Origin of the sequence: Pseudomonas sp. B111 (assembly GCF_026428275.1) — a bacterium.
Taxonomy (GTDB): Bacteria; Pseudomonadota; Gammaproteobacteria; order Pseudomonadales; family Pseudomonadaceae; genus Pseudomonas; species Pseudomonas aeruginosa.
This window is the reverse complement of record NZ_CP097857.1, coordinates 1845215-1861060: the sequence shown is the minus strand read 5'-3', so window position 1 is coordinate 1861060 and position 15846 is coordinate 1845215. Positions and strand designations below refer to the sequence as shown.

General features: G+C 66.5%; 14 protein-coding genes. 13 read left to right on the top strand and 1 reads right to left on the bottom strand.

The annotated features are described in order from the left end of the window. Positions 1 to 26 precede the first annotated feature (26 nt). Both M6E97_RS08855 and M6E97_RS08850 read left to right on the top strand, forming a co-directional pair. Positions 27 to 938: a LysR substrate-binding domain-containing protein gene (locus tag M6E97_RS08855; RefSeq protein ID WP_003111185.1), complete on the top strand. Its 912-nt coding sequence runs from the start codon at positions 27 to 29 to the stop codon at positions 936 to 938. A gap of 79 nt (positions 939 to 1017) precedes the next feature. Next, complete coding sequence (locus M6E97_RS08850; RefSeq protein WP_003115018.1) at positions 1018 to 1395, top strand: RidA family protein; 378 nt, start codon at positions 1018 to 1020, stop codon at positions 1393 to 1395. Positions 1396 to 1487: 92 nt separating this feature from the next. Here M6E97_RS08850 and M6E97_RS08845 read toward each other — a convergent pair whose 3' ends face one another. Further along, entirely contained in the window at positions 1488 to 2381 is an 894-nt protein-coding gene (locus tag M6E97_RS08845) for a LysR family transcriptional regulator (protein WP_003091401.1), read from the bottom strand. Between the two features lie 162 nt (positions 2382 to 2543). On the opposite strand from M6E97_RS08845, the gene leuC reads away from it, so the two are divergent. From leuC to folC, 11 genes are all read left to right on the top strand, one after another. Next, a complete protein-coding gene (leuC, locus tag M6E97_RS08840) occupies positions 2544 to 3968 on the top strand; it encodes a 3-isopropylmalate dehydratase large subunit (protein ID WP_003091399.1) in 1425 nt (474 codons plus the stop codon). Between the two features lie 11 nt (positions 3969 to 3979). Next, positions 3980 to 4618 carry a 3-isopropylmalate dehydratase small subunit gene (gene leuD, locus M6E97_RS08835; protein ID WP_003091398.1) on the top strand — a complete coding sequence of 213 codons (639 nt, stop codon included), beginning with the start codon at positions 3980 to 3982 and terminating at the stop codon, positions 4616 to 4618. 71 nt (positions 4619 to 4689) lie between these two features. Continuing rightward, on the top strand, positions 4690 to 5451 hold the full coding sequence (locus M6E97_RS08830) for a class I SAM-dependent methyltransferase (protein ID WP_003091396.1): 762 nt from the start codon (positions 4690 to 4692) through the stop codon (positions 5449 to 5451). Positions 5452 to 5509: 58 nt separating this feature from the next. Continuing rightward, entirely contained in the window at positions 5510 to 6592 is a 1083-nt protein-coding gene (gene leuB / locus M6E97_RS08825; protein WP_003091395.1) for a 3-isopropylmalate dehydrogenase, read from the top strand. A gap of 69 nt (positions 6593 to 6661) precedes the next feature. Continuing rightward, entirely contained in the window at positions 6662 to 7774 is a 1113-nt protein-coding gene (gene asd / locus M6E97_RS08820) for an aspartate-semialdehyde dehydrogenase (protein WP_003111187.1), read from the top strand. Positions 7775 to 7875: 101 nt separating this feature from the next. Beyond that, on the top strand, positions 7876 to 8886 hold the full coding sequence (locus M6E97_RS08815; RefSeq protein WP_033938060.1) for an aspartate-semialdehyde dehydrogenase: 1011 nt from the start codon (positions 7876 to 7878) through the stop codon (positions 8884 to 8886). 168 nt (positions 8887 to 9054) lie between these two features. Continuing rightward, a complete protein-coding gene (gene fimV, locus M6E97_RS08810) occupies positions 9055 to 11814 on the top strand; it encodes a motility hub landmark protein FimV (RefSeq protein WP_033938058.1) in 2760 nt (919 codons plus the stop codon). 21 nt (positions 11815 to 11835) lie between these two features. After that, the gene (truA, locus tag M6E97_RS08805) at positions 11836 to 12693 is read left to right on the top strand and encodes a tRNA pseudouridine(38-40) synthase TruA (protein WP_003091390.1); all 858 of its coding nucleotides are present in this window, start codon (positions 11836 to 11838) and stop codon (positions 12691 to 12693) included. A gap of 89 nt (positions 12694 to 12782) precedes the next feature. After that, positions 12783 to 13418 carry a phosphoribosylanthranilate isomerase gene (locus M6E97_RS08800; RefSeq protein WP_003091389.1) on the top strand — a complete coding sequence of 212 codons (636 nt, stop codon included), beginning with the start codon at positions 12783 to 12785 and terminating at the stop codon, positions 13416 to 13418. 268 nt (positions 13419 to 13686) lie between these two features. Next, entirely contained in the window at positions 13687 to 14559 is an 873-nt protein-coding gene (gene accD, locus M6E97_RS08795) for an acetyl-CoA carboxylase, carboxyltransferase subunit beta (RefSeq protein ID WP_003104199.1), read from the top strand. Further along, the gene (gene folC / locus M6E97_RS08790; protein ID WP_009313773.1) at positions 14556 to 15845 is read left to right on the top strand and encodes a bifunctional tetrahydrofolate synthase/dihydrofolate synthase; all 1290 of its coding nucleotides are present in this window, start codon (positions 14556 to 14558) and stop codon (positions 15843 to 15845) included. Before accD ends, folC begins: the two co-directional genes overlap by 4 nt. Position 15846: the final 1 nt, after the last annotated feature.

Genomic DNA, 15846 nt, shown 5'->3' with positions numbered 1-15846 from the left:
GAAGCGAAATCATCAGGCAGGGCGCCATGGCCCGGCTTGAAGTCAACCGTTCCGGCGAACTGGAGGTGTTTGCCCGGGTCGTCGAGTCGGGGGGCTTTTCCGCCGCCGCTCGACGTTGCGGCATGACGCCCTCGGCAGTCAGCAAGCTGATCACCCGGCTCGAACAGCGCCTGGGAACCCGCTTGCTGAACCGCTCCACCCGTCAATTGCAACTGACGCCCGAGGGATGCACGTTCTACGAGCGCGGGGTGCGTATCCTGGCCGACCTGGAGGAAGCCGAGCGGTGTGCGAGCGAAAACGCGGCGCCGCGCGGGCGCTTGCGAGTCAACGCCAACGTGCCTTTCGGACATCATTTCCTGCTGCCGCTGGTGCCCGAGTTCCTCGCGCAGCATCCCGAGGTGACGCTGGATATCGTGCTGACCGATGAGGTCGTCGACATCCTCGAGCAGCGCACCGACGTGGCCGTGCGCGCGGGGCCGCTGAAAAGCTCGAGCCTGGTGGCGCGCAAGCTGGGGAGCACGCGCATGCTGATCGTCGGTGCGCCGGCCTACCTGGCCCGGCATGGCATGCCGGCCACGCCGCAGGCGCTGCTGGGGCACAACCGCCTCGGCGCCAACTATGTGCGAACGCGCTCCGGCTGGCCGCTGCGGGACGCCGGCGAGGAACTCGTGGTGCCGTTGTCGGGCAACGCCCAGGCCAGCGATGGCGAGGCGCTGCGCCGTCTGGCCGTGGCCGGCCTGGGCCTGGCGCGGCTGGCCGCGTTCCAGGTGCGCGAGGACATAGCCGCCGGGCGCCTGATTCCCGTGCTCGAGGCATACAACCCGGGCGACCTGGAGGAAGTCCACGCCGTCTACGTCGGCCAGGGCGGCTATCTGCCGCTGCGCGTGCGGGCGTTCCTGGACTTTCTGGCGGAGCGCGTCGATATGAGCCAGGGTTGATCGCAGTGCTACATGAATACGCCGATTCCGCGGCCGAAAGCTTTTCTTCCTAGCGCTTCATCCACAGGAGGCAATCCAGATGAGCGATGACATCCAGCGTTACCCCAGCAGCCTGCCGTTTCCCTTTTCCCGCGCGGTGCGGGCCGGCGGCTTCCTGTTTCTTTCCGGACAGGTGCCGATGAGTCCGAGCGGCGAGGTGGTACGTGGCGATATCCAGACCCAGACCGAAGCGGTGATGGCACGCATCGGCGAGACCCTGGAGAGCTGTGGCGCGCGTTTCGACCAACTGGTGAAGGTCACCGTCTGGCTGTCGGACATGGCTCACTTCGCCGGTTTCAACGAGGTCTACCAGCGTCATGTGCAGGGGGCCTTGCCGGTACGCTCGACGGTGACCGCCGGGCTGGCGCTGGGGGTCGACGTGGAGGTCGAGGTGCAGGCGTGGGTCGGCGAGGGCTGAGTCGCGAGGGCATTGGCATGCAGGTCGGGTGAGCGCTGGCCGCGGACGGCGAAGAGGGGAGGGCCTACCCGTGGCGTTCGACCTGAATCGCTTCAGGCCGCTGGAGTGCCGTTGCCGAATGCCTGTTCGTCGAGCAGGCGCATGAAGGCGCGCGCGGCGTTCGACAGGGTCCGCTCGGTGTGCAGGATGTAGCCGAGCTGGCGGCTGAGCTGGATGTCCTGTAGCGGCAGGCGCACCACCTGGTCGTCGAGCATGGTCCGCGGCAGCACGCTCCAGGCCAGGCCGATGGAGACCATCATCTTGATGGTCTCCAGGTAGTTGGTGCTCATGGCGATGTTCGGCGTCAGCCCTTCGGCTTCGAACATGCGCCGCACGATGTGGTGGGTGAAGGTGTTGCCGCCGGGGAATACCGCGGGGTGCTTGGCGACGTCGGCGAGGAACACCGTGCCCTGTCGGGCCAGCGGGTGCTCCGGGGCGGCGACGAAGTCCAGCGGGTCGTCCCACACCGGGACTGCGCGCACCGGTTCGGCGGTTTCCGGGGCCAGGGTGATCACCGCCAGTTCCGCACGGCCATGAAGGATCTCCTCGTAGGCCACTTCCGAATCCAGGAACTGGATATCCAGCGCCACCTGCGGATGCGCCCGGGTGAAGGCGCGCAGCAGCGGCGGCAGGCGATGCAGGCCGATGTGGTGGCTGGTGGCCAGGACCAGCCGGCCGCTGACCTCGCCGGTGAGGTTGTTCAGCGCCCGGCGGGTGTCGTCGAGTACGTTGAGCAACTGGTAGGCGCGCGGCAGCAGGGCGCGGCCGGCCTCGGTGAGGTTGACCTCGCGGCCGACCCGGTCGAACAGCCGGGCATTGAGCTGCTGTTCGAGGGCGGCGATGCGCTTGCTCACCGCCGGTTGGGTCAGGTGCAGGCGCTCGCCGGCTTCGGAGAAGCTGCCGGTCTCGGCAATGGCGATGAAGGTGTTGAGGCTGTTCAGGTCCATTGCGGGCCTCCGCTGGTTTCGGCTGCCCGGAGCTTAGCGCCAATGGATTCCTGTTGGGAATGCTTTGGATGAAAAATATGAATTTGAGTTATTCGTAGACAAGCCATAGGATCATCCTCACAAGCCCTGTGGGCATAGAAATGAGCTGATGAGGAAATCCCGATGGCCGGCAAGACCCTCTACGACAAACTCTGGGACATGCACCTGGTCAAGCAGCGCGACGACGGTTCGGCGCTGATCTATATCGACCGCCATATCCTGCACGAAGTGACCTCGCCGCAGGCCTTCGAGGGTCTTCGCCTGGCCGGGCGCAAGCCGTGGCGGATCGACGCCAACATTGCCACCCCGGACCACAACGTGCCGACCACCCGCACCGAGCGCAAGGGCGGCATCGCCGCCATCGCCGACGAGGTCTCGCGCCTGCAGGTGCAGACCCTCGACGAGAACTGCGATGACTTCGGCATCACCGAATTCAAGATGAACGACGTGCGCCAGGGCATCGTCCATGTGGTCGGTCCGGAGCAGGGCGCGACCCTCCCGGGGATGACCGTGGTCTGCGGCGACTCGCACACTTCCACCCACGGCGCCTTCGGCGCGCTGGCCCACGGCATCGGCACTTCCGAGGTCGAGCATGTGCTGGCGACCCAGTGCCTGGTGGCGAAGAAGATGAAGAACATGCTGGTCAAGGTCGAAGGCAGGTTGCCGGCCGGCGTCACGGCGAAGGATATCGTCCTCGCGGTGATCGGCAGGATCGGCACCGCCGGCGGCAACGGCCACGCCATCGAGTTCGCCGGCAGCGCCATCCGCGACCTGTCCATCGAAGGGCGGATGACCATCTGCAACATGTCGATCGAGGCGGGCGCCCGCGTCGGCCTGGTCGCCGTCGACCAGAAGACCATCGACTACGTGAAGGGCCGGCCCTTCGCGCCGAGCGCCGAGCAATGGGACCAGGCCGTCGCCTGCTGGCAGGGGCTGGTGTCGGACGCCGATGCCCGCTTCGATACCGTGGTCGAGCTGGACGCCGCGCAGATCAAGCCGCAGGTCAGCTGGGGCACGTCGCCGGAAATGGTCCTGGCCGTGGACCAGAACGTGCCGGACCCGGCCCGCGAGAGCGACCCGATCAAGCGCGGTTCGATCGAGCGCGCCTTGAAATACATGGGCCTGCGGCCGAACCAGGCGATCACCGACATCCAGCTGGACCGGGTATTCATCGGTTCCTGCACCAACTCGCGGATCGAGGACCTGCGTGCCGCCGCCGAAGTGGCCAGGGGCCGCAAGGTCGCCGCGACCATCAAGCAGGCGTTGGTGGTGCCGGGTTCCGGGTTGGTCAAGGAGCAGGCCGAGAAGGAAGGCCTGGACCGGATCTTCATCGAGGCCGGCTTCGAATGGCGCGAGCCGGGCTGTTCCATGTGCCTGGCGATGAACCCGGACCGGCTGGAGAGCGGCGAACACTGCGCCTCGACCTCCAACCGCAACTTCGAGGGCCGTCAGGGCGCCGGTGGCCGTACCCACTTGGTCAGCCCGGCGATGGCCGCCGCCGCGGCCGTCAACGGCCGCTTCATCGATGTCCGCGAATTGCTCGCCTGAGGAGAACCGAGATGAAACCCTATACCCAAACGACCGGTCTCGTCGCTCCGCTGGATCGCGCCAACGTCGATACCGATCAGATCATTCCCAAGCAATTCCTCAAGTCGATCAAGCGCACCGGCTTCGGCCCCAACCTGTTCGACGAATGGCGCTACCTGGATGTCGGGCAGCCGGGACAGGACAACTCGAAGCGTCCGCTGAACCCGGACTTCGTCCTCAACCAGCCGCGCTACCAGGGCGCCAGCGTACTGCTGGCGCGGGAGAACTTCGGCTGCGGCTCGTCCCGCGAGCACGCGCCCTGGGCGCTGGACGAGTACGGTTTCCGCACGGTGATCGCACCGAGCTATGCCGACATCTTCTTCAACAACAGTTTCAAGAACGGCTTGCTGCCGATCATCCTGCCCGAGGCCGAGGTGGACGAACTGTTCCGCCAGGTCGAGGCGAACGAAGGCTACCAGTTGTCCATCGACCTGGCGGCGCAGACCGTTACCCGTCCTGATGGCAAGGTGCTGGGTTTCGAGGTCGACCCGTTCCGCAAGCATTGCCTGCTCAACGGCCTCGACGACATCGGTCTGACGCTGCAGGACGCCGATGCGATCCGCGCCTTCGAGGACGGCTACCGCCAGCAGCAGCCCTGGCTGTTCCGCTGAGCGCCACGCGAGTCCCCTTGCCGGGCGCATCCTGGGTAGGGTGCGCCCGGTTTTTCTCCTGGAGTAGGTTCATGAGCGACCACGATGACGTTGTCCAGCGCCAGTTCGGCGCCCAGGCTGCGGCCTACCTGAGCAGCGCCGTGCATGCCCAGGGCGAGGAATTCGCCTTGCTGCGCGACGCCCTGGCCGGGCGCCCGGAAGCGCGGGTCCTCGACCTGGGTTGCGGCGCCGGCCACGTGAGCTTCCAGGTCGCCGCCCTGGCAGGGGAGGTGGTGGCCTACGATCTTTCCGCCGAGATGCTCGCCGTGGTGGCGCAGAGCGCCGCGGAACGGGGCATGGCGAACATCCGCACCGAGCAGGGCAAGGCGGAGAGCCTGCCCTTCGCCGACGGCGAGTTCGATTTCGTCTTCAGTCGCTATTCCACCCATCACTGGCGCGACGTCGGCCTGGCCCTGCGCGAGGTGCGACGGGTGCTCAAGCCCGGCGGGGTGGCGATCTTCGTCGACGTGGCGGCGCCCGGGCAGGCCTTGCCGGACACCTTCTTGCAGACCGTCGAGCTGCTCCGCGACACCAGCCATGTGCGCAACTACTCGCCGGCCGAGTGGGCGCGCCTGAGCGGCGAGGCGGGGTTGCTGGTCACCGGAAGCCGGCGCCAGCGTCTGCGCCTGGAGTTCCAGTCGTGGGTCGAGCGGATGCGTACGCCGGAGGTGTTCCGCCAGGCGATCCGCAGCCTGCAGCTGGCGGTGGGCGAGGAAGTCAGAGAGTATTTCGAGATTGCCGACGACGGCTCGTTCAGCACCGACGTGCTGGTGCTGTGGCTGCGTCGGGAGTGACGGTTCGATCACGGCGGCGCATGCCCGCCGTTCAATGAATGAAGGACAAGAGGGTGTTATGAGCAAGCAGATCCTGGTTCTCCCCGGTGACGGTATCGGTCCGGAAATCATGGCGGAAGCGGTCAAGGTGCTGGAGCTGGCCAACGACAGGTTCCAGCTCGGCTTCGAACTGGCCGAGGACGTCATCGGTGGCGCGGCCATCGACAAGCACGGCGTGCCGCTGGCCGACCAGACCCTGCAGCGCGCGCGCCAGGCCGATGCGGTGCTGCTGGGCGCGGTAGGAGGGCCGAAATGGGACAGGATCGAACGCGATATCCGTCCCGAGCGCGGTCTGCTGAAGATTCGTTCGCAACTGGGCCTGTTCGCCAACCTGCGTCCGGCCATCCTCTACCCGCAACTGGCCGCGGCCTCCAGCCTGAAGCCGGAAGTGGTCGCCGGGCTGGACATCCTCATCGTCCGCGAACTGACCGGCGGCATCTACTTCGGCCAGCCCCGCGAACAGCGCGTGCTGGAGAACGGCGAGCGCCAGGCCTACGACACCCTGCCGTACAGCGAGAGCGAAATCCGTCGTATCGCCCGCGTCGGTTTCGACATGGCCCGCGTACGCAACAACAGGCTCTGTTCGGTGGACAAGGCCAACGTCCTCGCCTCCAGCCAGCTGTGGCGGGAAGTGGTGGAAGAGGTGGCGAAGGACTACCCGGACGTCGAGCTTTCCCATATGTACGTGGACAACGCCGCCATGCAGCTGGTGCGCGCGCCCAAGCAGTTCGACGTGATGGTCACCGACAACATGTTCGGCGACATCCTGTCGGATGAGGCTTCCATGCTGACCGGTTCCATCGGCATGCTGCCTTCTGCCTCGCTCGACGCGAACAACAAGGGCATGTACGAACCCTGCCACGGTTCCGCCCCGGACATCGCCGGTCAGGGCATCGCCAACCCGTTGGCGACCATCCTCTCGGTCTCGATGATGCTGCGCTACAGCTTCAGCCAGGCGACCGCCGCCGACGCCATCGAGCAGGCGGTGAGCAAGGTCCTCGACCAGGGATTGCGCACCGGCGACATCTGGTCCGAAGGCTGCCGCAAGGTCGGCACCCGGGAAATGGGCGATGCCGTAGTCGCGGCACTCAAGAATCTGTAATCTGACGGGCTTGGCCGGCGCCATGATGGCTGCCGGCCAGCTCACTTCTCTCATATAGGTGTAGTTGCGATGAAGCGTGTAGGTCTGATCGGTTGGCGCGGGATGGTGGGTTCCGTACTCATGCAGCGGATGCTGGAAGAGCGGGACTTCGACCTGATCGAGCCGGTGTTCTTCACCACGTCGAACGTCGGTGGCCAGGGCCCGGAAGTGGGCAAGGACATCGCTCCGCTGAAGGACGCCTACAGCATCGACGAGCTGAAGACCCTCGACGTGATCCTGACCTGCCAGGGCGGCGACTACACCAGCGAAGTATTCCCCAAGCTGCGCGAGGCCGGCTGGCAGGGCTACTGGATCGATGCTGCCTCCAGCCTGCGCATGGAAGACGACGCGGTGATCGTCCTCGACCCGGTCAACCGCAAGGTCATCGACCAGGCCCTGGACGCCGGCACCCGCAACTACATCGGCGGCAACTGCACCGTCAGCCTGATGCTGATGGCCTTGGGCGGGCTGTTCGACGCCGGGCTGGTCGAGTGGATGAGCGCCATGACCTACCAGGCCGCCTCCGGCGCCGGCGCGCAGAACATGCGTGAACTGCTCAAGCAGATGGGCGCCGCCCATGCATCGGTGGCGGATGACCTGGCCAACCCGGCCAGCGCGATCCTCGACATCGACCGCAAGGTGGCGGAGACCCTGCGCAGCGAAGCCTTCCCCACCGAGCATTTCGGCGCGCCGCTGGGCGGCAGCCTGATCCCCTGGATCGACAAGGAACTGCCCAACGGGCAGAGCCGCGAAGAGTGGAAGGCCCAGGCGGAGACCAACAAGATCCTCGCCCGCTTCAAGAACCCGATCCCGGTCGACGGTATCTGCGTGCGCGTCGGCGCCATGCGTTGCCACAGCCAGGCGCTGACCATCAAGTTGAACAAGGATGTGCCGCTGACCGACATCGAGGGCCTGATCAGCCAGCACAATCCCTGGGTCAAGCTGGTGCCGAACCACCGCGAGGTAAGCGTGCGCGAGCTGACCCCGGCCGCCGTCACCGGCACCCTGAGCGTTCCGGTCGGGCGCCTGCGCAAGCTGAACATGGGCTCCCAGTATCTCGGCGCCTTCACCGTCGGCGACCAGTTGCTGTGGGGCGCTGCCGAGCCGCTGCGGCGCATGCTGCGCATCCTGCTGGAGCGCTGATCGATCCGGCGCCGCCCGCAATGGGCGGCGCCTCGATTGCCTGGGCGAAGGTGGGCAAGTAAAGTGCCACGCCTATTTCGCAGACCGCCGAGGCTTTTCCCATGTCCCAGCCCCTCAATGTCGCAGTCGTAGGCGCCACCGGATCGGTTGGCGAGGCTCTGGTCGGTCTCCTCGACGAACGCGACTTCCCGCTTCATCGTTTGCACCTGCTGGCCAGCGCCGAGTCGGCCGGGCAGCGCATGGGTTTCGCCGAAAGCAGCCTGCGCGTCGGCGATGTCGATAGCTTCGATTTTTCCAGTGTCGGCCTGGCCTTCTTCGCCGCGGCAGCCGAGGTGTCGCGTACCCATGCCGAGCGCGCCCGCGCGGCGGGTTGTTCGGTGATCGACCTGAGCGGCGCCCTGGAACCGAGCGTCGCACCGCCGGTCATGGTTTCGGTGAATGCCGAACGCCTGGCCTCGCAAGCGGCGCCGTTCCTTTTGTCCAGTCCTTGCGCCGTAGCCGCCGAACTGTGCGAAGTGCTGGCGCCACTACTGGCCACGCTGGATTGCCGGCAACTGAACCTGACAGCCTGCCTCTCCGTCTCCAGCCTGGGGCGCGAAGGGGTCAAGGAACTCGCCCGGCAGACCGCCGAACTGCTCAATGCGCGCCCCCTGGAGCCGCGTCTCTTCGACCGCCAGATCGCCTTCAACCTGCTGGCGCAGGTCGGCGCGGTGGATGCCGAGGGACACAGCGCGATCGAGCGGCGCATCTTCGCGGAGGTGCAGGCCTTGCTTGGCGAGCGTATCGGACCGTTGAACGTTACCTGCATCCAGGCGCCGGTATTCTTCGGCGATAGCCTCAGCGTGACCCTGCAGTGCGCGGAACCGGTGGACCTGGCCGCGGTGACGCGGGTCCTCGATGCGACGAAAGGTATCGAATGGGTCGGCGAGGGCGATTATCCGACGGTGGTCGGCGATGCCCTCGGCCAGGACGAGACCTATGTCGGCCGGGTGAGGGCGGGGCAGGCTGATCCCTGTCAGGTCAATTTGTGGATTGTGTCTGATAATGTGCGAAAAGGTGCCGCGCTGAATGCCGTGCTCCTGGGTGAGTTGTTGATAAAACACTATCTGTAAAAGATACTTACCCACAGATTTGTAGAATTATTCGAGCTTGTTAATACTGGTTCGATCCGCTGCTGCCGGGGAGCGTCCGTCCATGCATGGCTGGGCGAGCGGACAGCAAGCACCGACGCACTCCCTCTCGTGAAACGAGAAAAGATATTAAAACCAAGGGATTACACTATGGTTCGGCTTCGTACACTGGTTCGGGCAATCGCGGCGGCCTCGGTCCTGACTTCCGGCATGGCGCATGGATTGGGACTGGGGGAAATCACCCTGAAGTCGGCGTTGAACCAACCGTTGGATGCCGAGATCGAGCTGCTCGAAGTTCGTGACCTGGGTTCGGGCGAGGTGATCCCGAGCCTGGCGTCGCCGGAAGAGTTCAGCAAGGCGGGCGTCGATCGCCTGTACTACCTCACCGACCTGAAGTTCACGCCGGTGGTGAAGCCCAACGGCAAGAGCGTCATTCGCGTGACCTCGTCGAAGCCGGTGCAGGAGCCCTACCTGAACTTCCTGGTCCAGGTGCTCTGGCCGAACGGCCGCCTGCTGCGCGAGTACACCGTCCTGCTGGATCCGCCGCTGTACTCCCCGCAGGCCGCGGCAAGCGCTCCGCAAGCGCCGGTCAGCGCGCCGCGCGCGACCGGCGCCCCGCGAGCCCCGCAGGCTCCGGCTCCGGTGCGTACCACCGCGCCGGCAGGCAGCGACACCTATCGCACCGTTTCCAACGACACGCTCTGGGAGATCGCCCAGCGCAACCGTACCGATCGCGTTTCCGTACCCCAGGCGATGCTCGCGTTCCAGGAACTGAATCCGGGCGCCTTCGTCGATGGCAACATCAACCGGCTGAAGAGCGGCCAGGTCCTGCGCATTCCCACCGAACAGCAGATGCTGGAGCGCTCGCCGCGCGAGGCGCTGTCCCAGGTGCAGGCGCAGAACCAGAGCTGGCGCGGCAGCCGCAATCCGGCCGCGGGCAGCGCTGGCGCCAGGCAGTTGGATGCGACCCAGCGCAATGCCGCCGGGTCGGCGCCATCCAAGGTCGACGCCACGGACAACCTGCGCCTGGTGTCTGGCGAGGGCAAGGCCAGCAAGGGTGCCGACAAGGGCGGGAAGGGCGACAGCAAGGCGCTCGCCGATACCCTGGCGGTGACCAAGGAAAGCCTCGATAGCACTCGCCGCGAGAACGAAGAACTGCAGAGCCGCATGCAGGATCTGCAGAGCCAGCTGGACAAGCTGCAGAAGTTGATCCAGTTGAAGGACGCCCAGTTGGCCAAGCTGCAAGGGCAGTTGGGCGCCGAAGGCCAGGGCGCAGCCCAGCCGAACGCAGCCCTGCCGGATGCGTCCCAGCCCAATGCAGCCGCGCAGGCGCCGGCTCAGCCCGGGACTCCCGCTGCGGCAGCGCCGACTCCTGCTCCGGCCGGAGAAGCACCCGCCGCTCCGGCGCAGCCTCCGGTGGCGCCGCCGCCCGCGCCAGCTGCCGAGAAGCCTCCGGCACCTGCCGTTCCGGCGCCCGCTCCGGTACAGGCGGCAGAACAGCCGGCACCGAGCTTCCTCGACGAACTGCTGGCCAACCCGCTGTGGTTGGCGGTGATCGGCGGTAGCGCACTGCTGGCGTTGCTGGTGCTGCTGATGATCTTGTCGCGGCGCAATGCGCAGAAAGAGAAGGAAGAAGCCCAGGCTTTCGCCGCGGATGCCGGCGAGGAACAGGAGGATGCGCTGGACCTGGGAAAGGACGGCTTCGACGACCTGACCCTCGACGAGCCTGAACCGCAGGTCGCAGCCGCTGCGCCGCAGGTCGAGAAGACCACTGCGCAGACTTCCGATGCGCTGGGCGAGGCCGACATCTATATCGCCTACGGGCGTTTCAACCAGGCCGCCGAACTGTTGCAGAACGCCATCTACGACGAGCCGCAGCGCACCGACCTGCGCCTCAAGCTGATGGAAGTCTATGCCGAGATGGGCGATCGCGAAGGTTTCGCTCGCCAGGAAAACGAGCTGCGCGAAATCGGCGGCGCACAGCCGCAGGTCGAGCAGCTCAAGTCGCGCTATCCGGCAATGGTCGCGGTCGCCGCGGTTGCCGGCCTGGCCGGCGCCAAGCTGGCGCAGGACGAGCTGGATAGTTTCAGCCTCGACGACCTGTCGCTCGACGACAGCGGTCACGCGGCCAAGCCGGATGCGGCAGGACAGGATCTCGACGACGCCTTCGACCTGAGCCTGGACGACCTGGGCGGCGACGACGTGCAGGCTGACCTCAAGTCCGACAGCGGGGCGCTGGACGACCTGACCCTGGACAGCGATCTGGACCTGGCGGCCTCGACCGCGGCGGACAAGCCTGTCGACGATCTCGACTTCGGCCTGGATTTCGCGGAGTTGGCAGAGACTCCGAGCCAACCCAAGCATGACGACCTGGGCGATTTCTCCCTGGATCTCGATGCGCCGGAAGACAAGCTTTCGGACGACGACTTCCTGCTTTCGCTGAACGACGAGGTGCCCGCCGCGGCGCCAGCCGACAACGAATTCACCCTCGATACCGAGGCTGCCGAAGAGCCGGCGTTGTCCCTGCCGGACGACTTCGACCTGTCGCTGGCCGACGAGCCGACGGAGCCGGCCGCTCCGGAGAAGGGCGAGGACAGTTTCGCCGCCCAGTTGGACGAGGTGAGTGCGCAGTTGGACGAGTTGGCCAGCAACCTTGACGAGCCGAAGAGCGCGGCGCCGAGTTTCTCCGCCGAGGATGCGGCGGTCGCCTCTGCCCTGGACGGAGACGCCGACGATGACTTCGACTTCCTCTCCGGTGCCGACGAAGCGGCGACCAAGCTGGATCTGGCTCGCGCCTACATCGACATGGGCGATAGCGAAGGCGCGCGCGATATCCTCGACGAAGTCCTGGCCGAAGGTAACGACAGCCAGCAGGCGGAAGCCCGCGAGTTGCTGGAGCGCCTGGCCTGATCCGGAAATGAAGCGACCCTCATGAACGATGTTGTTCCGCCAGCGGCAGCCGAATCGGCTGCCGCTGGCGTTTCCAGAATCGCCCTCGGCATCGAGTACAAGGGCTCCCGCTATCGTGGCTGGCAGCGCCAGGAAGCCGGCGTGCCTTCCGTGCAGGAAGCGCTGGAGCGCGCCTTGTCGAAGGTTGCCGCCGAGCCGGTCGGGGTGATCTGCGCCGGCCGTACCGACGCTGCCGTTCATGCCAGCGGCCAGGTGGTGCATTTCGACACCGCGGTGGAGCGCCCGTTGAAAGCATGGGTGATGGGCACCAACGCCAACCTGCCCGCGGATATCAGTGTGACCTGGGCGAGAGTGATGCCGGCGCATTTCCACGCGCGCTTCTCGGCCATGGCCCGGCGCTATCGCTACGCCATCTACAACGATCCGATCCGCCCGGCGCACCTGGCCGAGGAGGTCACCTGGAACCATCGGCCGCTGGATATCGGGCGGATGCGCGAGGCGGCCCAGGTACTGGTCGGCACCCATGACTTCACCTCGTTCCGGGCGGTGCAGTGCCAGGCCAAGTCGCCGGTCAAGACCATGCATCACGTGCGCTTGCTGGAGCATGGTCGGTTGATCGTGCTGGACATCCGCGGTAACGCTTTCCTTCACCATATGGTGCGCAACATCGCTGGCGTCCTGATGACCATCGGTGCCGGCGAGCGGCCGATCGAATGGGCGAAGGAGGTGCTCGAGGCGCGCGACCGGCGCGCCGGTGGGGTCACCGCGCACCCCTACGGACTCTATCTGGTGCGGGTGGAGTACCCCGGGGAGTTCGAGTTGCCCGAGCGCTACCTGGGGCCGCATTTCCTTTCCGGATTGCCCGATATCGTCGGCTGACGTCGAATCGGGCTTTTGCTACCATCGAGAATTCCCGCCGGACCGGCCGTCCGGCGGTTCGTCGCTCACTCGCCGAGGATTCTCCGTCGTTGCCAGCCGTTCGCATCAAGATCTGCGGTATCACCCGAGTCGAGGACGCCTTGGCCGCCGCCGCGGCGGGCGCCGATGCCATCGGCCTGGTGTTCTATGCGAAGAGCCCGCGGGCGGTGGATATCCATCGGGCGCGGGAAATCGTTCGTGCCCTGCCGCCGTTCGTGACCAGCGTCGGCCTGTTCGTCAACGCCAGCCGCTGCGAACTGGGCGAGATTCTCGATGCGGTGCCGCTGGACCTGCTGCAATTCCATGGCGACGAGCGCGCCGAGGACTGCGAGGGACATCGGCGACCCTACCTGAAAGCCCTGCGGATGAAGCCCGGCGACGACATCGTCGGGCGCGCGGCGGCATATCCGGGAGCTGCCGGGATTCTCCTGGATACCTATGTGGAAGGCGTGCCCGGCGGCACGGGGGCGGCGTTCGACTGGTCGCTGGTGCCGGCCGACCTGGGCAAACCCCTGGTGCTGGCCGGCGGTCTGACGCCGGATAACGTCGGCAGGGCAGTCGAGCAGGTCAAGCCCTACGCGGTGGACGTCAGCGGTGGCGTCGAGGCGAGCAAGGGAATCAAGGATGCGGCGAGGGTCCGCGCGTTCGTGGACGCGGTGCGTTCGCGGCGCCGCGACGAGACATGATGTGACGACGGGCGGCCCGCCGCCGTCCACTAGCGTGTCGCCGTTTCCGCGACAACGCCCGGCCGCCGATAGGGAGGCCAGACATTTCGCGATAGCCGCTCGCCGGGTATCGCCCAGGTGACCGCGCAGGCGGGGGATGGGACAGGCCGCGAAACGCTTCGCAGCCGTGGGGCCCACCGCTGCCGGCGGTCACGAAGATGAATTTGCTCAGGGACGCCGTCACCGGATCGGTGCGGCCATCCCGACCTTGCACTGGAGAACAAAGAGCATGAGCAACTGGCTGGTAGACAAGCTGATCCCTTCCATCATGCGTTCCGAGTCCCAGAAGAGTTCGGTACCGGAAGGCCTGTGGCACAAATGCCCGTCCTGCGAAGCCGTGCTGTACCGTCCGGAGCTGGAAAAGACCCTGGATGTCTGCCCGAAGTGCGACCACCACATGCGCATCAACGCGCGTACCCGCCTGGACATCTTCCTCGATGAGGACGGTCGCGAGGAGCTGGGTGCCGACCTCGAGCCGGTGGACCGCCTGAAATTCCGCGACAGCAAGAAGTACAAGGATCGCCTCGCCGCGGCACAGAAGGACACCGGCGAGAAGGACGCGCTGATCGCCATGAGCGGCAAGCTGCAGGGTATGCCGGTGGTCGCCTGCGCCTTCGAGTTCTCCTTCATGGGCGGTTCGATGGGCGCCATCGTCGGCGAGCGCTTCGTTCGCGCGGCCAACGTCGCCCTGGAGAAGCGCTGCCCGCTGATCTGCTTCTCCGCCTCCGGCGGCGCGCGCATGCAGGAAGCGCTGATCTCGCTGATGCAGATGGCCAAGACTTCGGCGGTCCTGGCGCGCCTGCGCGAAGAAGGCATCCCGTTCGTCTCGGTATTGACCGACCCGGTCTACGGCGGCGTTTCCGCCAGCCTGGCGATGCTCGGCGACGTGATCGTCGGCGAACCCAAGGCGCTGATCGGCTTCGCCGGTCCCCGCGTGATCGAGCAGACCGTCCGCGAGAAGCTGCCGGAAGGCTTCCAGCGTAGCGAGTTCCTCCTCGAGCATGGCGCCATCGACATGATCGTGCATCGTGCCGAGTTGCGGCCGCGCCTGGCCAATCTGCTGTCGGCCTTCACTCATTCGCCGAGCCCCGTATCCGCATGACCCAGCGTTCCCTGGCCGATTGGCTGAGCTATCTCGAACAACTCCATCCGACGGCCATCGACATGGGCCTGGAGCGTTCCCGCGAGGTAGCGCGCCGGCTCGGCCTGGGAAGGCCGGCGAAACGCGTGGTCACCGTTACCGGGACCAACGGCAAGGGCTCTACCTGCGCCCTGCTCGCCGAACTGCTGCGTGAGCAGGGGTTGTCGGTCGGGGTCTACAGCTCGCCGCACTTGCTGCGCTACAACGAGCGGGTGCGGATCGATGGCGTCGAGGCCGGCGATGCGCAACTGTGCGACGCCTTCTCCGCGGTGGAGGCCGCACGCGGCGAGATTTCCCTGACCTATTTCGAAATGGGCACGCTGGCCGCTTTCTGGCTGTTCGAGCGCGCCGGGCTGGACTTTGCGGTGCTGGAAGTCGGCCTTGGCGGGCGCCTGGATGCGGTCAACCTGATCGACGCCGACCTGGCGCTGATCACCAGCATCGGCCTGGACCATGCCGAGTGGCTGGGCGATACCCGCGAAAGCGTGGCTTTCGAGAAAGCCGGTATCCTGCGCGCCGGCAAACCGGCCCTGTGCGGCGATCTCGATCCCCCGCAGCCATTGCTGGAGCAGGTGGCTGCGCTGGGGGCACCGCTTTACCTGCGCGGTCGCGACTACGACCTGGCGCTCGCCGATCATGGCTGGCACTGGCGCGGGCTGGCCGCGGACGGCCAGGCGCTGGCGCTGCACGATCTGCCGTTGCTCGAGTTGCCCATGGAAAACGCCGCGCTGGCCCTGCAGGCCTACGCGTTGCTCGAGTTGCCCTGGCAGGCGGAGCGCCTGGCCGAGGCGCTGCGGCGGACCCGGGTGACCGGTCGCCTCGATCGCCGCGACCTGTCCTGGAACGGCCAGCCACGCCAGCTCCTGCTGGACGTCGGGCACAATCCCCAGGCCGCCCAGTACCTGGCGCAACGCCTGCGTGCCGCAGCGCCACGAGGACGCTACCTGGCGGTCTTCGGCCTGCTGGCGGACAAAGACCTGGATGGCGTACTGGAACCCTTGACCGGCTTGGTGCAGGATTGGGCCGTTGCACCGTTGCCGACCCCGCGTTCGCGGCCGGCCGCGGAGCTGGAGGCGGCGCTGATCCTGCGCCAGGTTCCGGCGAGCAGCCATGCGGATATCGCCGCCGCCCTGGACGCGCAGTGCGCCAAGGCTACCGCGGATGATGTCATTCTGCTGTTCGGATCGTTCTATAGCGTGGCCGAAGGCCTGGAATGGCTGGCCCGTAGAACGGATAAGGGGGAGTAAA

What these genes read in the sequence shown, in the direction of transcription:
- M6E97_RS08855 (WP_003111185.1), top strand. Translation starts at nt 27, where the DNA reads ATGGCCCGGCTTGAAGTCAACCGTTCCGGCGAACTGGAGGTGTTTGCC.
- M6E97_RS08850 (WP_003115018.1), top strand. Translation starts at nt 1,018, where the DNA reads ATGAGCGATGACATCCAGCGTTACCCCAGCAGCCTGCCGTTTCCCTTT.
- M6E97_RS08845 (WP_003091401.1), bottom strand. Translation starts at nt 2,381, where the DNA reads ATGGACCTGAACAGCCTCAACACCTTCATCGCCATTGCCGAGACCGGC.
- leuC (WP_003091399.1), top strand. Translation starts at nt 2,544, where the DNA reads ATGGCCGGCAAGACCCTCTACGACAAACTCTGGGACATGCACCTGGTC.
- leuD (WP_003091398.1), top strand. Translation starts at nt 3,980, where the DNA reads ATGAAACCCTATACCCAAACGACCGGTCTCGTCGCTCCGCTGGATCGC.
- M6E97_RS08830 (WP_003091396.1), top strand. Translation starts at nt 4,690, where the DNA reads ATGAGCGACCACGATGACGTTGTCCAGCGCCAGTTCGGCGCCCAGGCT.
- leuB (WP_003091395.1), top strand. Translation starts at nt 5,510, where the DNA reads ATGAGCAAGCAGATCCTGGTTCTCCCCGGTGACGGTATCGGTCCGGAA.
- asd (WP_003111187.1), top strand. Translation starts at nt 6,662, where the DNA reads ATGAAGCGTGTAGGTCTGATCGGTTGGCGCGGGATGGTGGGTTCCGTA.
- M6E97_RS08815 (WP_033938060.1), top strand. Translation starts at nt 7,876, where the DNA reads ATGTCCCAGCCCCTCAATGTCGCAGTCGTAGGCGCCACCGGATCGGTT.
- fimV (WP_033938058.1), top strand. Translation starts at nt 9,055, where the DNA reads ATGGTTCGGCTTCGTACACTGGTTCGGGCAATCGCGGCGGCCTCGGTC.
- truA (WP_003091390.1), top strand. Translation starts at nt 11,836, where the DNA reads ATGAACGATGTTGTTCCGCCAGCGGCAGCCGAATCGGCTGCCGCTGGC.
- accD (WP_003104199.1), top strand. Translation starts at nt 13,687, where the DNA reads ATGAGCAACTGGCTGGTAGACAAGCTGATCCCTTCCATCATGCGTTCC.
- folC (WP_009313773.1), top strand. Translation starts at nt 14,556, where the DNA reads ATGACCCAGCGTTCCCTGGCCGATTGGCTGAGCTATCTCGAACAACTC.